We start from the raw sequence: 17,405 nt of genomic DNA on the forward strand, positions 1-17,405 counted from the left end.
TAGAGGTTGGTGCTTTAAGGACAAGTTAATTTTGGTGCATATTATCAAGATCCGAAAATCCTCCGAAAGCCGAATTTCTTATGTAGCGATCGCGGAATGGTCTTCCGGTTCATCAATTTCTTTCTCAACATGGCAGACGTGATGAAATTTGGGATTTCCTTAACGCTTTAAATGTTAATTTTGCGGGAGTGTTACTATCAGAGAACATAACGCTAAGAAAGGTTATCCTGACCTTTGTGACACTCCTTTGTGTCCAGCTTTCACATTCCCAGAACAACTTTAGTTCCAAAAACCGATCTTTTAAGGTCAAGTATATACAGGATTTTATCCAGCTCGATGGCATCCTGGATGAACCCATATGGGAAGAAGCCGAAAGTGCCTCTGATTTCTGGGAATACTTCCCTGTAGATTCCATACAGGCCCTCAAACAAACGGATATAAAAATGCTGTACGACGACAAAAACCTGTATATAGGTATTACCGTCTACACAGCGGGCAAGAATTATGCGGTTGAGTCGCTTCGGCGTGACTTTCGGGCGGGGAACAGCGACAACATTACCCTTCTATTCGACACATTCAATGACGGAAATAACGCTTTTCTCTTTGGTATAAACCCCTTTGGGGTAATGCGCGAGGGGCTGGTCTCGGGAGGGGGTCTTGATCTGAGAGGTTTTACTATTTCCTGGGATGTAAAGTGGAGAGGAGAGTCTCAGATCTACGATGATTACTACACCTCGGAAATGATTATACCCCTGACCTCATTTAAATTTCGAGAAGGGGAAACCAAATGGCGTTTTAACAGCTACCGCTTTGACACCCAGAGCAATGAGAACAGCACCTGGGCGCGAATTCCACAGAATCAGAACATCTTCGGGCTTACCTTTATGGGGGATATGGTTTTCGAAAAACCGCTTGGAAAGTCCAGAACTCCCTTTGCTGTCATTCCCTATATCAATTATCTGACCGCTCAGGATTTTGAAAATGATGTTTCGACCAATGATTTCAAATTTGGAGGAGATGCCAAGGTGTCCATAGGTAACAGTCTGAACCTCGATATCACGGTCAATCCCGATTTTTCCCAGGTTGAAGTGGATAATCAGATCACCAACCTGACGCGTTTTGAAATAGGACTTCCCGAAAGGCGGCAATTCTTTATTGACAACAACGACCTGTTCGCAGACTTCGGTGATTCCCGTGACAGCAATCCTTTTTTTTCAAGGCGAATCGGTATTGCACGGGACACTGCTGGCAACACCATAGAGAATAGTATTATCGGTGGGGTCAGGCTGAGTGGTAAATTAAACAACCGTCTGCGTATCGGTTTCCTCAACATTCAAACCGAGGCAGATGAGGCCAACGAGATTCCTACAAACAACAATATGATGCTGGCCGTACAGCAGCAGGTATTCTCCCGTTCCAACATCGGCTTTTTCTTTATAAACAGGCAGTCTACCAGTGACTACGACTTCCTGGCCGACGAAGATCGGTATAACCGGGTCATGGGAATTGATTACAACCTGATTTCGCAAGATAATTTATGGAGCGGACGGGCCTTCCTGCACAAATCCTTCGAGCCGGGGGGAAGGATAGAAGACCTCTCATCGGGAATGCAATTGGAATACAATTCCCGTTACTGGAACTTCTTCAGCAAAGCTGTGTTCGTCGGGGAAGATTATCAATCCGATCTCGGCTTTATCCGGCGAACCGATATTTTCAAGGGTATTTTCAGCATGAGAAGGGTCTTCTGGCCTAAGGAGGGTATTATTCAGAACCACAGCATACGGTTCTTTCCGAATTTTATCTGGAGTCCGACCCGTAATTTCCTGAACACAGATTACACCACCCGCCTAGACTGGGAGGTGCGATTTAATAATTTATCTGAGGCTCAGGCATCATTCTCTCATGAGTACACCTATTTATTGGACGATTTTGACCCCACGCGTAGTGATGATGCCCTACCGTTACCCGGTGAGCAGGGTTATTATTACAATTCTGCCAGTTTTCAGTACCGTTCGGACAGGCGACGTCTTTTGTCATATTCCATAGAACCTACCATAGGCAGGTTTTTTAACGGTGATATCTTTTCCGTGGAAGGAGGACTTAACCTTCGCCTGCAGCCTAAGGCGGTGGTCTCCATGAACTTCAGGTATGATCAGATCCAGCTTCCGGAACCCTATGGCAGTGCGGATATCTGGCTGATCAGTCCGAGATTCGACCTTACCTTTAGCAAATCGCTCTTCTGGTCTACGCTTATACAGTACAGCAACCAGAGGGACAACCTCGGTATCAATTCCAGGCTGCAGTGGCGATTCGCTCCCCTATCTGATCTGTTCCTGGTGTACAACGACAATTACTTCGTCAATACCTTTGCCCCAAGAGTTCGATCTATCAACCTGAAAGTCACCTACTGGCTCAATATCTGAGTAGGAGAAAGGTGCTCCCGGTCAATTATTTTTATATTTGGCTCAACAGCTGAACAAACTCGTTTATGGATCACTTTCCTCTGACCGATGACACGGTCATCCTAGGGCTTTTATGCCTCTGCCTTGGTTTTGTATTCTACACCTCCTCCCTTGAAAAGGGGTTCTGGAACAAATTCTATAAAGTGGTGCCCACCCTGCTTATGTGCTACATGCTGCCGGCAGTGCTTACAAGTGTGGGACTGATCTCCGAAGAATCTTCCAACCTGTATTATATCGCCAGTCGTTACCTGCTCCCTGCAGCCCTGATCCTGATGACGTTGAGCATTGATCTCAAGGCCATCCTGAATCTGGGCTCTAAGGCCCTGATCATGTTCCTGACAGGAACCGTGGGGATCATCATCGGAGGCCCGATCGCCATCCTGATCGTCTCCATCTTTTCCCCTGAAACTGTGGGCGGTGTTGGGTTTGATGCCGTTTGGCGGGGCCTTGCAACTATTGCGGGAAGCTGGATTGGCGGAGGGGCCAACCAGGCTGCCATGCTGGAGGTCTTTCAATACAACCCGGCCAATTTCGGAGGGATGGTGCTCATAGATATTGTCGTGGCCAACATCTGGATGGCGATTATCCTGCTCGGAGTGGGTAAAACAAACCGTATAGACCGGTGGCTGAAAGCTGATACGAGCTCTATCGACGATCTGAAAGCCAAGGTTTCTGCCTATACGGCTAAGATCGCACGCATTCCTACACTACGGGATTACATCATCCTTACCTGCCTTGCATTTACAGGGGTGGGCATCGCTCATTACCTGGGCTTCCATTTCACGGATTTCCTGCAGTCGAATTTCGAGATCATCGGCAACAAGGAAAAGGCCCTCTCCTCCCTAGGATCTGAATTCTTATGGATGGTTGTTTTTGCCACGGCTGTCGGGATCATATTGTCCTTTACCAGGGCCAAGACCTATGAAGGTGCAGGAGCCAGTAAGATAGGCGGACTTTTCATCTACGTCCTGGTGGCCACCATCGGAATGAAAATGGACCTGAGCAAGGTGCTCGAGAACCCGGGTCTGATCCTGATCGGCCTCATCTGGATCTCCATCCACGCCGGACTCCTCATCCTGGTAGCCAAACTCATCAAAGCTCCCTTTTTCTTCCTTGCTGTCGGGAGTCAGGCCAATGTGGGAGGAGCTGCTTCAGCTCCGGTAGTGGCAGCTGAATTCCACCCTTCCCTCACCTCGGTCGGGATCCTGCTTGCGGTGCTGGGATATGTCATAGGAACGGCAGGGGCCTATATTTGTGCCTTGCTGATGGAAGTTGCCTCACATGTTTAGAATTCCGTAAACTTTACGGATATTTGGCCCAAAATTCTCAGGCATGAAATACCTACATACATTCCTTATTATTGCTATTCTCATCGCCTCCTGTTCCGGAGACAAAACCCCTGCCATGGAAGTCAGCGGAACAGTGAAGGGACTTAAAAAAGGGACTTTGTACCTGCAAAAGGTTGAAGACTCTGCCCTTGTGACCCTGGATTCCATCACCTTAAGGGGTAATGGTGATTTCGGATTTTCTACCACTATTGAGAGTCCGGAGATATTCTACCTGTACCTGAAGAAGGAAGACCAGAATGAGGTAAATGACCGGATCACCTTTTTCGGTGAACCGGGTAAGATCACCATTAAAACCGTATGGAATGCCTTTGACAGCAAGGCCGTTATAGAAGGTTCTTCCACCCAAAAGGAACTGGAAGAATACCGCGAGGTGATGACCCGGTTCAATACGGAAAACCTGGAGCAACTCAAAGCTGCAAATGATCCTGAGATAATAAACGATGCTGCTGCCCTGGATTCTCTCCAAAAAGCGAACGAAAGAAGTATCAGGCGTAGTTATCTCTACACCCTGAATTATGCGATGAGCCACACAGGGTCCCATATCGCGCCTTTTATTGCAATTACTGAAGTGCCTGATGCCAATAGCAAATACCTGGATTCCCTTTACAATTCCCTGGAACCACAGGTAGCCAACGGCAAATACGGCAAGGCCCTGAAAAGTCTTTTGGAGAAACGAAGTGCGGAATAGTCCTAAAGACTATCCCATTTTATTCAGTTTGTTGACCAGGCTGGTGGCTTCCTTTTCCAATTCCTCCCGAACTGCTTTCAGGTGAGCCTTCCTGTTCTCCACATTCTTCTGATTCACCTTTGCTATCAGGTCATCGAAGGTGGCAATGGCTTTATCTATAATCTCATTACCCTCTTTAGAGCCGGGTGTATTGTTCGACTCTTCGAAGATGTAAACCGCTTCAATGATATCGCCCAAGACGTAGTTGATGTCTTTCTTTAAGTCGCGAATATTTGCCATCTCTTAAAATATTTTCAACAAAAGTAAACTTTAAGAATGGTATTGAGAAATATGCCCCGCAACTTTCAGACGGTTACTTCCAGCAATTCACAACCCGTTGAGCGGATTTCGATTTTCTCCGAGCAGGCGGGCAGTAACAGAGTCTCTCCTTTGGTAAGAGAGGCGGAACCCTCTTCATTGGCTACAACGGCATCCCCCTCTACACACATCAGAATAGTAAAGGAATCTCTTTCCCGAGTATCCAGGAGAAGATCTTTTCTGAGGTTGAGATAGTTGGTTTTGAAATAAGGACAGTCGACCATAGGGTTTACCTCATCTTTATCCCGGCCGTAAGTCACTTTGAAATCATCCTTTTGTTCAAAGTCAATGGCATCCAGGGCGAGGTCTGTATGTAATTCCCTGAGGTTGCCTTCCTTATCTCTGCGATCGAAATCGTAGACCCTGTAGGTAATGTCAGATGTTTGCTGTATCTCCGCCAGGAGAACCCCTGCCCCGATAGCATGGATCTTGCCTGTGTTGATAAAATAAGTATCCCCTGGCTTTACCTTTTCGTAATTCATGTATTCCAAAAGGGATTTGTCCTCAAGGCTCCTGATGTATTGTTCCTTTGTCATCGGCTGGTTGAAACCGACGATCAGGCTCGCATCATCCTCCGCATCCATGATGTACCACATCTCCGTTTTTCCAAAGGAATTGTGCCTGGAGCGGGCCAGTTCATCATGGGGATGCAACTGAATGGAAAGGTCCTGCTTGGCATCAATAAATTTTATAAGGATGGGGAATTCCTTGCCAAACCGATCTACAACCGACTTGCCCAGTAAGTCATCTCCCCACCTTTGGATGAGGTCATTAAGGGAGGAGCCCTTCAGGGATCCGTTGGCGACGATGGAAACATCCCCTTCGACACCGGAAAGTTCCCAGCTTTCCCCAGTGATATCACTTGTGCTTGGCTTATTTAGTTGGTCTGCCAGTTTGGTTCCTCCCCAGAGCCTTTCTTTCAGGATGGGATGGAATTTTAGGGGGTACAAACTGTTCATGAGATGGATTTTATTGCCTTGAGCGCCCTTTTCATATGCCCGGAGGCTCCCATGTTGTTAAAGGACATGACCACGAATCCTTCCTTGTCGACTACAAAGGTTTCCCTTCCGGGAAGGAGATTGAAAAGTGATTTTTCTACTTTAAACAATCTTCTGACCTTGTTTTTCGGGTCTGACAAAAGGATAAAAGGCAGGTTATACATTGACGCAAATTTACGGTGTGAAAATTCAGAATCTGCGCTAATGCCGATGACCTCCGCTCCTCTTTCGGTGAATTCCTGATAACTGTCTCTGAATGAACAGGCCTCTTTGGTACATCCCGGGGTGTTGTCCTTGGGATAGAAAAAGATGACCAAGGGCTTTTTCCCGATAAGATCGGCCGTATTGAAAGTGTTACCGTCCTGATCGGTTAGGGAGAATTCCGGAATCCTGTCACCTATCTTCAGGCCCATGGGCTATCCGGAAAAAGTTACGAAGTTCCTGGGTGTTTCATAGAGCACCACCTCCAGCTCGTCTGAGGATTTGATATGAGGCCGGAGTTTATTCCAGATCACTACTGCAATATTTTCAGCTGTGGGATTGAGTTTCTTGAACTCAGGTACCTCCACATTCAGGTTCTTATGGTCGAATGCGTCCTCAACCTCTGATTTAATCAGGTCTTTCAGGATCTTCACATCGATCACAAAGCCCGTTTCCGGGTCGATCTCCCCCGTCACACTCACGATCAGTTCGTAGTTGTGCCCGTGAAAATTGGGATTGTTGCACTTCCCGAAGACTGCTTCATTCTTTTCGTCCTGCCAATCTGGCCGGTATAACCTGTGGGCGGCATTAAAATGGGCTCTTCGACTAACCTTTACTTTCATTTTGGCTGAATATTTTCGATGAGGTGGTCATAGAATTTCTCAAAGATGATCCTGAACCAGGCTGTGTAGGTTTCAGGAGATTTTTCCATATCGGCTTTAATATCCTCAGGATTCATCCATTTCCAGGAGGCCACTTCCTCCCTGTTGATCCGGGGATCACCTTCATATTGCCCGATCATTACATGATCCAGCTCGTGTTCGGTCAGACCATTGTCAAAAGGTGCCTTGTAAATAAAGCTGAATAGTTCTTTCAGGTCAGTCTCGAATCCCATTTCCTCCTGTAATCTCCTTTTCCCAGCTTCTATATTAGATTCTCCCACACGCTGATGGCTGCAGCAGGTATTGGTCCAGAGAAGAGGAGAATGATATTTGTGGGCTGCGCGTTGCTGAAGCATAGTCTCCCCCTTGGAATTCATAATGAAGACAGAAAACGCCCGATGCAACACGGCCTTTTCATGGGCTTCCATTTTGGGCATGGTTCCTACCTGCTCATCTCTTTCGTTTACCAGTATTACTTTCTCTTCCACCGCGTAAAAATAACACCTTTCCCTTTTTATAAGGGTTAAGTGAATCTTAAATGTTAAAGGATTTGACGGCAGAATACCCCGCGATCAGAAGAAACGGGGCGACTTCAGGTTTTCTTTTACTTTGAAAAAATCGTACCTGAGAATCACTTCGAAGGACCCGTCATTGAAACGGGCTGTCCCGAGCTCGGTTATCTCACGGTCATAGGCCAGGCCGATCAGGAATTCGGGAGACAGCTGGAAACCCGCCATGGCGCTCACCGCTGCATCCCAGCGATAGGCAGCCCCCATGATGAACTTGTCATTGTACATGAAATTGGCCGACAGATCCACCTGAAGCGGAGCCCCCTGCACGACTTTTGTGAGTAGCGTGGGTTTAAATTTCCAGAGGGGATTCATTTGGAAGACATACCCGGTGATCAGATAAAAATTCATTTGTTCCGCAGCTGTAGACAGGGAAGACTCATCAAAGTGAGAAGTCTCCAAAAAACGAGGGACGGACAGACCTAAATAGAACTTGTCCGTATGGTAGTAGACCCCCGCCCCAAGGTTGGGCGATAGCTTGTTCTGAATATCCTGCTGGAGGGTAGGATCCGGCCCTCCGGGATTGGTCCAGTCCTGGTTGAGCTCCGAGAATCGTATATCGAGCATATGCACGCTACCCTTCAGACCAAAACTCAGTCTTTTTTCAGCAGCCAGCTGAATGGTATAGGAGAAGTCCAGGTCAAAATACGTCTCCGAGGTAGGTCCAATCTGGTCGTTGACTATAGAAAGTCCCATCCCCACGCCCCGGTATCCCACTGGGGTATGGAAATTAAAGGTCTGAGTCTTGGGAGCTCCTTCCAGGCCTACCCACTGTGCCCGGTAGAGGGCCGCTATACTCAGATGCCCTCTCGATCCCGTGTACCCGGGATTTACGCTGACAGTATTGTACATGTACTGGGTATACTGGGCATCCTGTTGGGCGCTGACCTGAAAGGAAAAACACAACAGCAACAGCGGAATGCAGTATCGCGCGGCTCGGTTTATCAATGAAATGGCTGGTCTTGGTCTCATGGTTTATCGGTTAAGGTAAATGTAGCCCGTCAGGGATTTCATAGCGCCTGTGTTGTCTTCGTAATCGAGGATATAGAAATAGGTTCCTACAGGAAGTTTATTATCCTGGTCAATGGTCACGCGGCCTTCTGAGGTCCCGTCAAATACATTCCCCTGTGTATCGTAAGCTTTGGTCACATACACCTGCACACCCCATCGGTTGTAGATCCTGATGGTATTGTTGGGGTAATCCTCCAGTCCGCGTATCGCCAGCACATCGTGAATTCCATCCCCATTGGGGGTCACTACATTAAAGACCTCAATATCGGCTTCAATAGCATTGGGCTCAAGATAGTCGGGCGTTCCGTTATTGTTCTCATCGTCATTGGCATAGTTTCCGTCCCCATTGTAATCCTCATCCACTGTTGGGATGGTGTCATTATCATCATCGGTATCCCGGTAATCAGACTCTTCATCCCCGTCATTATTTGGGAGATCCCTGTATGGGTCGTCTATCTCATCATTCTTGTCATCGTCTATAGTGGAATTTCCTTCGTAACCGTCATCCAGACCATCATTATCCTTATCTGATCCAATAAAGGTCACATCCGGAATACCGTCATGATCGTGATCATGCCCTTCGATATTATCAGGCACTCCATCATCATCACTGTCCTCATCCACGTAATCCGGAATTCCGTCTCCATCCGTATCGATCGGGATGATCCCAAGGTTACCATTGGCCTCATAGGCATCGTCCAGGCCGTTGTCGTTCTCATCCTGGCCCGTAGGCGGGATGTAACCGGCCGTGGTCTGAGCCTCCACGTTATCCGGAATACCGTCATCATCACTATCAATATCCAGGTAATCCGGGATACCATCCCCATCTGTATCGGTGGGATTGGTGAACGGGTCGTTATCCCCATCGAGGTTCAGGTCCTCAAATGCATCGAGGATACCGTCATCATCCGCATCGAGGTCCACATCCGGCTCGTTGATATACACATAAATCGTCGCAGAGACACAATTCCCCGACATATCGCAAATAGTATATACAAAATCGTCTGCCCCAAGAAAACCGGGATTCGGTGTATAGGTGAACATGTCATCTGTCGGATCATTGGGTGTACCATTGTCATCCCAGATAAGGGTCCCGTTGGAAGGATTGGTTGTGGTGATCGTTCCGTTGTTAGGCAGGTCATTGTCATTTGAACCCCAGAATCCGATATCTACAGGGGTATCCAGTACGGTTGCCACGGCATCATCCTCAGCATCCATAAAGGGTGTTACGTCTATGTTCACTGTAGCTGTGCTGCAATCTCCCAGTGTATTACAAACAGTGTAGGTAAAGGAGTCCGGACCGTTATAATCAATAAATGGGGTATACTGCACAATATCGTCGGAGGGATCATTTGGGGTACCGTTTTCGTCAATAACCACGGTACCGTTGGCAGGATCCGTTGTTGTAAGTGTTCCTGAGCTGGGTATACCGCTGTCATTGTCATAAACAGGAATGAGGGTAGAGGTATCTTCCACCAGGGTAATAAAATCATCCACAAGGGTGGCGGCCTGTTGCAGGCAAACCACGGTGAAGGAGGGTAACTCCATGGAATTCCCGACCTTGGTGAGGGTTGCGGTATATCTGGTAACCGTGGTGGTTGCTGTAACCACAGGCCTTAGCTGATCCCCGCTTACAGCCGGGGTCCAGCTTACCGTAGCACTCCCGGAGACGTTAGCTGAAATATCAAGGGTTACCTGATTATCCGGATTCTCACAATCAGTCAGAATAAAATACCCTGTGGCATTTGAACCGCAGAGCGTACCGTCATAAGTGGCGTAATACACCCCCGGGGTAGACGTCTCATAAAAGAAATCCGTGGAAAGGACGGTGGCAGGATCTGAAGCCTCATACCAGCGAAAATTGGTCTCATCCCCACTATTGGGCGCCTGTAAAAGGAACTGCGCATTAGATGCGAGAATCCCCAGCAGTGAAAAAACAATGCTGAGGACCAAAAGCTTATATATGCGAGCTGTTTTCAAGCCGATTTGGGGTCGATTAACATATTACTTTACGACGAAGACCACATTGATCAGAGAATTGTAATCTGAGGGCTGCCCTATGATATCATAGGTCAAAACTCCATTGGCATCAATACTCATATTGGCGAACACCGTGGGATCTGCGTAAGTCACATAGTAGTACAGTTCTGTGGCCGCGTAAGTAGGCAGGGCAGCCGGAGCTCCCGTACTTGCAACAGCGGGGGTTCCGAACTGGGAAATGTACTGTGCATAGAGGTCTTCGGTAAATCCGACTCCATTTGTGGATGCATCTATCGCAATGGAAGGCGGGTAAAAGATCCTCGCTGCCTTGGACGTGATCGGAGCAATAGCATTGATCACCTCCTGTACATTGGTCTCAGCCGTAGGCGAGGCCTCTCCTCCTTCATCCACATCGATAGGGGTTCTCAGGGGAACTTCATCATCATACTGATCGTCCGTGCTTCCTGCAGCCACTTCGTCAATAGCAGCCTGCACATCGGTGGCTGTCAGGCCTGATGTAGTATTGTCATAGCTCACCTCAACAGCTGTCTGGTCGTCTGTCCCCGGATCATCCAGGTGAGAGAGGTCGACAGTCTGACTCGTTCCGTCCTCAATACCTACAGTGAGGATATTGGTGCCGGTGTCGATGGCCAGGTTGGCGATATTCTGATCGTCTGTACCTACTAATGAGGACAGGTCGACTACCTCAGAAGTACCATTCTCAATACCAATAGTAAGGTTCGTGCCTACCAGGCTAGATCCGGAGATGTTCTGGTCGTCGGTTCCTACAAGGGAGGATAGATCTACCACCTCAGATGTACCATTCTCGATACCGATAGTAAGGTTAGTACCTACCAGGCTGGAACCACTTATATTTTGATCATCCGTTCCTACTAAAGAAGACAGGTCGACTACCTCTGAGGCACCGTTCTCGATACCAATGGTAAGGTTTGTTCCTACCAGGCTGGAGCCGGAGATGTTCTGGTCGTCTGTATTATCCAAATATGGAGTCAGGTCCACGCTGTTGCCATCCTCTATTGAGAGGGTGTTGGCAGCAAGGGTCAGATTCTGATCGTCCGTGCTTCCTGCAGCCACTTCGTCAATGGCAGCTTGTACATCGGTGGCTGTCAGGCCAGAGGTGGTATTGTCATAGCTCACCTCAGCAGCTGTCTGGTCGTCTGTTCCCGGATCATCCAGGTGAGAGAGGTCGACAGTCTGACTTGCACCGTTTTCAATACCCACCGTCAGGATGTTCGTTCCTGTATCCACGGCAAGGCTTTGGATATTCTGGTCGTCTGTTCCCACTAAAGAGGACAGGTCGACTACCTCAGAAGTACCATTCTCAATACCGATAGTAAGGTTTGTACCTACCAGGCTGGAACCACTTATATTTTGATCATCCGTTCCTACCAATGAGGACAGGTCGACTACCTCAGAGGCACCGTTCTCGATACCAATGGTAAGGTTAGTTCCTACCAGGCTGGATCCGGAGATGTTCTGATCGTCTGTATTATCCAAATATGGCGTCAGGTCTACACTGTTGCCATCCTCAATGGAGAGGGTGTTAGCAGCCAGGGTCAGGTTCTGATCGTCCGTGCTTCCTGCAGCCACTTCGTCTATAGCAGCTTGTACATCTGTGGCTGTCAGGCCGGAGGTGGTATTGTCATAGCTCACCTCAGCAGCTGTCTGGTCGTCTGTACCCGCATCATCCAGGTGAGAGAGGTCCACGGTCTGACTTGCACCGTTTTCGATGCCCACAGTCAGGATGTTTGTTCCTGTATCCACCGCAAGGCTTTGGATATTCTGATCGTCTGTATTATCCAAATATGGTGTCAGGTCCACGCTGTTGCCATCCTCTATGGAGAGGGTATTGGCAGCCAGGGTCAGGTTCTGGTCATCCGTGCTTCCTGCAGCCACTTCATCAATAGCAGCCTGAACATCGGTAGCAGTGAGTCCGGAGGCGGTATTGTCATAGCTCACCTCAGCAGCTGTCTGATCATCGGTTCCTACAAGGGAGGATAGATCTACCACCTCAGAAGTACCATTCTCAATACCGATAGTAAGGTTAGTACCTACCAGGCTGGAGCCGGAGATATTCTGATCGTCTGTACCCACTAAAGAGGACAGGTCAACTACCTCAGAAGCACCATTCTCGATACCAATGGTAAGGTTCGTGCCTACCAGGCTGGAGCCGGAGATGTTCTGATCGTCTGTATTATCCAAATATGGTGTCAGGTCCACGCTGTTGCCATCCTCGATAGAAAGAGTGTTGGCCGCCAGGGTCAGGTTCTGATCGTCAGTACCTACCAATGAAGACAGGTCGACTACCTCAGAAGTACCGTTCTCAATACCAATGGTAAGGTTAGTACCTACCAGGCTGGAACCGGAGATATTCTGATCATCTGTACCCACTAAAGAGGACAGGTCTACCACCTCAGAGGCACCGTTCTCAATGCCGATGGTCAGGTTTGTACCCACCAGGCTGGATCCGGAAATGTTCTGATCGTCTGTATTATCCAAATATGGGCTCAAATCCACGCTGTTTCCATCCTCGATAGAGAGGGTGTTGGCAGCCAGGGTCAGATTCTGATCGTCCGTGCTTCCTGCAGCCACTTCGTCAATGGCAGCCTGCACATCGGTGGCTGTCAGGCCGGAGGTGGTATTGTCATAAGTCACCTCAGCAGCTGTCTGGTCGTCTGTACCTGCATCATCCAGGTGAGAGAGGTCGACAGTCTGACTCGTTCCGTCTTCAATACCCACAGTAAGGATATTGGTTCCGGTGTCGATAGCCAGGTTAGCGATATTCTGATCGTCTGTGTTATCCAGATAAGAGCTAAGGTCTACGCTGTTGCCATCCTCGATAGAGAGGGTGTTGGCAGCAAGGGTCAGGTTCTGATCGTCAGTACCTACCAATGAAGACAGGTCGACTACCTCAGAAGTACCATTCTCAATACCGATAGTAAGGTTAGTACCTACCAGGCTTGAACCGGAGATATTTTGATCATCTGTACCCACTAAAGAGGACAGGTCAACCACTTCAGAGGCACCGTTCTCGATAGCAATGGTAAGGTTTGTACCTACCAGGCTGGAACCACTTATATTTTGATCATCCGTTCCTACTAAAGAAGACAGGTCGACTACCTCTGAGGCACCGTTCTCGATACCAATGGTAAGGTTCGTGCCCACCAGGCTGGAGCCGGAGATGTTCTGATCGTCTGTATTGTCCAAATATGGCGTCAGGTCTACACTGTTGCCATCCTCAATGGAGAGGGTGTTAGCAGCCAGGGTCAGGTTCTGATCGTCAGTACCTACCAAAGAGGATAGATCGACTACCTCAGAGGCACCGTTCTCGATAGCAATGGTAAGGTTTGTTCCTACCAGGCTGGAGCCGGAGATGTTCTGGTCGTCTGTATTATCCAAATATGGAGTCAGGTCCACGCTGTTGCCATCCTCTATTGAGAGGGTGTTGGCAGCAAGGGTCAGATTCTGATCGTCCGTGCTTCCTGCAGCCACTTCGTCAATGGCAGCTTGTACATCGGTGGCTGTCAGGCCAGAGGTGGTATTGTCATAGCTCACCTCAGCAGCTGTCTGGTCGTCTGTTCCCGGATCATCCAGGTGAGAGAGGTCGACAGTCTGACTTGCACCGTTTTCGATACCCACCGTTAAGATGTTCGTTCCTGTATCCACAGCAAGGCTTTGGATATTCTGATCATCTGTACCGACTAGAGAAGACAGGTCGACTACCTCAGAAGTACCATTCTCGATACCAATAGTCAAGTTTGTCCCCACCAGGCTGGAACCGGAGATATTCTGATCGTCTGTATTATCCAAATATGGTGTCAGGTCCACGCTGTTCCCATCTTCAATGGAGAGGGTGTTGGCAGCCAGGGTCAAGTTCTGATCGTCCGTACCTACCAAAGAGGATAGATCGACTACCTCAGAAGTACCGTTCTCAATACCGATGGTAAGGTTAGTACCTACCAGGCTTGAACCTGAGATATTTTGATCATCTGTACCCACTAAAGAAGACAGGTCTACCACCTCAGAGGCACCGTTCTCGATACCAATGGTAAGGTTCGTGCCTACCAGGCTGGAGCCGGAGATATTCTGATCGTCTGTATTATCCAAATACGGAGTCAGGTCCACGCTGTTACCATCCTCGATAGAGAGGGTGTTGGCAGCCAGGGTCAGGTTCTGATCGTCTGTACTTCCTGCGGCCACTTCGTCAATGGCAGCCTGAACATCAGTGGCTGTCAGGCCGGAGGTAGTATTGTCATAAGTCACTTCGGCAGCTGTCTGGTCGTCTGTTCCCGGATCATCCAGGTGAGAGAGGTCGACAGTCTGACTCGTTCCGTCTTCAATACCCACAGTAAGGATATTGGTTCCGGTGTCGATAGCCAGGTTGGCGATATTCTGATCGTCAGTACCTACCAATGAAGACAGGTCGACTACCTCAGAGGCACCGTTCTCAATACCGATGGTAAGGTTCGTGCCCACCAGGCTGGATCCGGAGATATTTTGATCGTCCGTGCTTCCTGCAGCTACTTCATCAATAGCAGCCTGTACATCGGTTGCCGTCAGTCCGGAGGTGGTATTGTCATAAGGGTTAGTGGCAGCAGTTGTACTGATGGTGACCGGACTTCCGTCATTGTTGTCGAAAGTATAGGTTCCGTCTCCATTATCGGTAACATCAGCCTTGCTTATAGTCTGTGGTACTCCATTCTCATTGGTATAGGTAAAGGTACCATCCCCGTTGTCTGCGATATTGGTTATGGTCTCAGCAATCGCTACGGAAGCTACATTCAGATATAATGCACCGTCTGATCCGGGAATGATATCGTTATTTGCATCTGAGCTGATCAGGCCGGTCGACAGGGTTCCACCGCCATCGGTTACTTCAAGGGCACCGGCATTCATACCAACTCCTGTGTTGTACTCATTGGTTGCGTCGGCATCCGCATCGTCTACGTTCAAAGTGATAGAATTTCCATCTTCAATGGAAATATTTCCGGGTGTGTTGTCGGTAGACAGGGTCTGATCATCCGTTCCCACAAGGGAAGAGAGGTCCACTATTTCAGAGGCTCCATTCTCGATCCCAATGGTCAGGTTTGTACCTGCCAGGCCGGAACCGGAGATATTCTGGTCGTCAGAGCTACCGGCCACTACTTCATCAATAGCTCCCTGTACATCGGTAGCAGTGAGTCCGGAAGTAGTATTATCATAGGTTACTTCTGCGGCAGTCTGATCGTCTGTTCCAACCAGGGAAGAAAGATCTACCGTTGTAGAAGTTCCATTTTCTATGTCGATCTGCAGGATATTAGCTCCGCTGAGAGAAGCCCCTGTCAGATTCTGGTCGTCTGTATTGTCGAGATATGGACTTAGGTCCACACTATTTCCATCTTCTATGGAAAGGGTGTTGGCGGCCAGAGTCAGGTTTTGGTCATCTGTACCCACCAGGGAAGAGAGGTCTACTATTTCCGAAGTTCCATTTTCAATCCCGATGGTAAGATTTGTACCCACCAGGCTGGAACCAGAGATATTCTGATCGTCTGTTCCTACCAAAGACGACAGGTCTACGATTTCAGAAGCCCCATTCTCAATTCCAATGGTAAGGTTCGTACCCACCAGGCTGGAACCGGATATATTCTGATCGTCTGTATTATCAAGATAAGAGCTGAGGTCCACACTGTTCCCATCCTCAATGGAAAGGGTGTTGGCAGCCAGGGTCAGGTTCTGATCGTCTGTGCTTCCTGCGGCCACTTCATCAATGGCAGCCTGAACATCGGTTGCCGTCAGGCCGGAAGTTGTATTGTCATAGGTTACTTCTGCGGCTGTCTGGTCGTCTGTGCCTACGAGAGAAGACAGGTCTACGATCTCCGATGCCCCATTTTCAATCCCGATAGTGAGGTTGGTTCCCACAAGGCTTGAGCCGGAGATATTCTGATCGTCCGTACCTACAAGTGAAGACAGGTCTACGATCTCCGAGGCACCATTTTCGATCCCAATGGTCAGGTTAGTACCCACAAGGCTTGATCCTGAAATGTTCTGGTCATCTGTGTTATCCAGATAAGGAGTCAGGTCCACACTGTTTCCATCCTCGATCGAGAGGGTATTGGCGGCCAGGGTCAGATTCTGGTCGTCCGTACTTCCTGCAGCTACTTCGTCTATGGCCGACTGAACATCGGTAGCAGTGAGTCCGGATACAGTATTGTCATAAGGGTTGGTTGCCGCTGTTGTGCTAATAGTGACCGGGGTTCCGTCGTTATTGTCAAAGGTATAGGTACCGTCTCCGTTGTCCGTCACATCTGACTTACTGATGGTCTGGGGAGTCCCATTTTCATTGGTATATGTAAAGGTACCGTCCCCATTGTCTGCAATATTTGTGATCGTTTCCCCAACTGCCACAGAAGCCACATTAAGATACAAACCACCGTCAGAACCGGCGATGATATCGTTATTGGCATCGGCACTGATCAGGTCGATGGTGATCGGGGTACCTGTCTCATCGGTATAGGTAAAGGTGGCGTCACCGTTATTCACCAGGGTGGAGATACTGGTATCGCTGATCGTTGTATTATTCCCGGCGGCATCGGTGAAGGTATACGTACCATCCCCGTTGTCTACCATGGCTACAGTCCCCGCCAAAGCATTGATCTCATCGATAGCAGCCTGTACATCGGTGGCTACTAGACCGGAGGCGGTATTGTCGTAAGGGTTGCTCGAAGCATTGGTATCTATGGTCTGGGTAGCACCGGTTTCATCGGTATAGGTATAAGTGCCATCGGCATTATCCACTAAAGTGGAGATACTTGTGTCGCTGATGGTAGTATTGTTTCCTGCAGCATCGGTAAAGGTATAAGTACCATCCCCGTTGTCTACCATGGCCACTGTACCGGCCAAAGCATTGATCTCATCGATAGCCGCCTGAACATCAGTGGCTACAAGACCTGAAGCTGTATTGTCATACGGGTTGCTCGAAGCATTGGTATCAATGGTCTGGGTTGCACCCGTCTCATCGGTGTAGGTATAGGTACCATCGGCATTATCCACTAATGTGGAGATACTTGTGTCGCTAATGGTAGTATTGTTTCCTGCAGCATCGGTAAAGGTATAAGTACCATCCCCGTT

The 17,405-nt window shown here is 48.6% G+C and carries 11 protein-coding genes; 3 read left to right on the forward strand and 8 right to left on the reverse strand.

Annotated elements, in window-relative coordinates; genetic code table 11:
* The first annotated feature begins 236 nt into the window (after positions 1-236).
* From IEV19_RS04305 to IEV19_RS04315, 3 genes are all read left to right on the forward strand, one after another.
* Positions 237-2,423 carry a DUF5916 domain-containing protein gene (locus IEV19_RS04305; protein ID WP_188369453.1) on the forward strand — a complete coding sequence of 729 codons (2,187 nt, stop codon included), beginning with the start codon at positions 237-239 and terminating at the stop codon, positions 2,421-2,423.
* Between the two features lie 65 nt (positions 2,424-2,488).
* On the forward strand, positions 2,489-3,751 hold the full coding sequence (locus tag IEV19_RS04310) for a DUF819 family protein (protein WP_188369454.1): 1,263 nt from the start codon (positions 2,489-2,491) through the stop codon (positions 3,749-3,751).
* Between the two features lie 43 nt (positions 3,752-3,794).
* Positions 3,795-4,499, forward strand: a complete 705-nt coding sequence (locus IEV19_RS04315; RefSeq protein WP_188369455.1) for a DUF4369 domain-containing protein — start codon at positions 3,795-3,797, stop codon at positions 4,497-4,499.
* A gap of 9 nt (positions 4,500-4,508) precedes the next feature.
* Here the strand turns inward: IEV19_RS04315 and IEV19_RS04320 are convergent, their stop codons facing one another.
* The 8 genes from IEV19_RS04320 to IEV19_RS04355 all read right to left on the reverse strand — a co-directional run bounded on the left by IEV19_RS04320 (position 4,509) and on the right by IEV19_RS04355 (position 17,327).
* Positions 4,509-4,778, reverse strand: coding sequence for a hypothetical protein (locus IEV19_RS04320; protein WP_188369456.1), 270 nt, complete (start codon positions 4,776-4,778; stop codon positions 4,509-4,511).
* Positions 4,779-4,843: 65 nt separating this feature from the next.
* Complete coding sequence (locus IEV19_RS04325) at positions 4,844-5,806, reverse strand: type I phosphomannose isomerase catalytic subunit (RefSeq protein ID WP_188370728.1); 963 nt, start codon at positions 5,804-5,806, stop codon at positions 4,844-4,846.
* Positions 5,807-5,811: 5 nt separating this feature from the next.
* A complete protein-coding gene (locus IEV19_RS04330; protein WP_188369457.1) occupies positions 5,812-6,267 on the reverse strand; it encodes a peroxiredoxin in 456 nt (151 codons plus the stop codon).
* A gap of 3 nt (positions 6,268-6,270) precedes the next feature.
* Positions 6,271-6,678, reverse strand: coding sequence for a 6-pyruvoyl trahydropterin synthase family protein (locus tag IEV19_RS04335; RefSeq protein ID WP_188369458.1), 408 nt, complete (start codon positions 6,676-6,678; stop codon positions 6,271-6,273).
* Positions 6,675-7,205 carry an isopentenyl-diphosphate Delta-isomerase gene (gene idi, locus IEV19_RS04340; protein WP_188369459.1) on the reverse strand — a complete coding sequence of 177 codons (531 nt, stop codon included), beginning with the start codon at positions 7,203-7,205 and terminating at the stop codon, positions 6,675-6,677. The genes IEV19_RS04335 and idi overlap by 4 nt, the downstream gene beginning before the upstream one ends.
* Positions 7,206-7,289: 84 nt before the next feature.
* Positions 7,290-8,258, reverse strand: coding sequence for a PorP/SprF family type IX secretion system membrane protein (locus IEV19_RS04345; protein ID WP_188369460.1), 969 nt, complete (start codon positions 8,256-8,258; stop codon positions 7,290-7,292).
* A gap of 3 nt (positions 8,259-8,261) precedes the next feature.
* Positions 8,262-10,277 (reverse strand): T9SS type B sorting domain-containing protein, encoded by a 2,016-nt coding sequence (locus tag IEV19_RS04350; protein WP_229732478.1) that lies wholly within the window; start codon positions 10,275-10,277, stop codon positions 8,262-8,264.
* 24 nt (positions 10,278-10,301) lie between these two features.
* Complete coding sequence (locus IEV19_RS04355; RefSeq protein ID WP_229732479.1) at positions 10,302-17,327, reverse strand: hypothetical protein; 7,026 nt, start codon at positions 17,325-17,327, stop codon at positions 10,302-10,304.
* Between the last annotated feature and the right edge of the window lie 78 nt (positions 17,328-17,405).

This window comes from Muriicola marianensis (assembly GCF_014638095.1).
Taxonomy (GTDB): domain Bacteria; phylum Bacteroidota; class Bacteroidia; order Flavobacteriales; family Flavobacteriaceae; genus Muriicola; species Muriicola marianensis.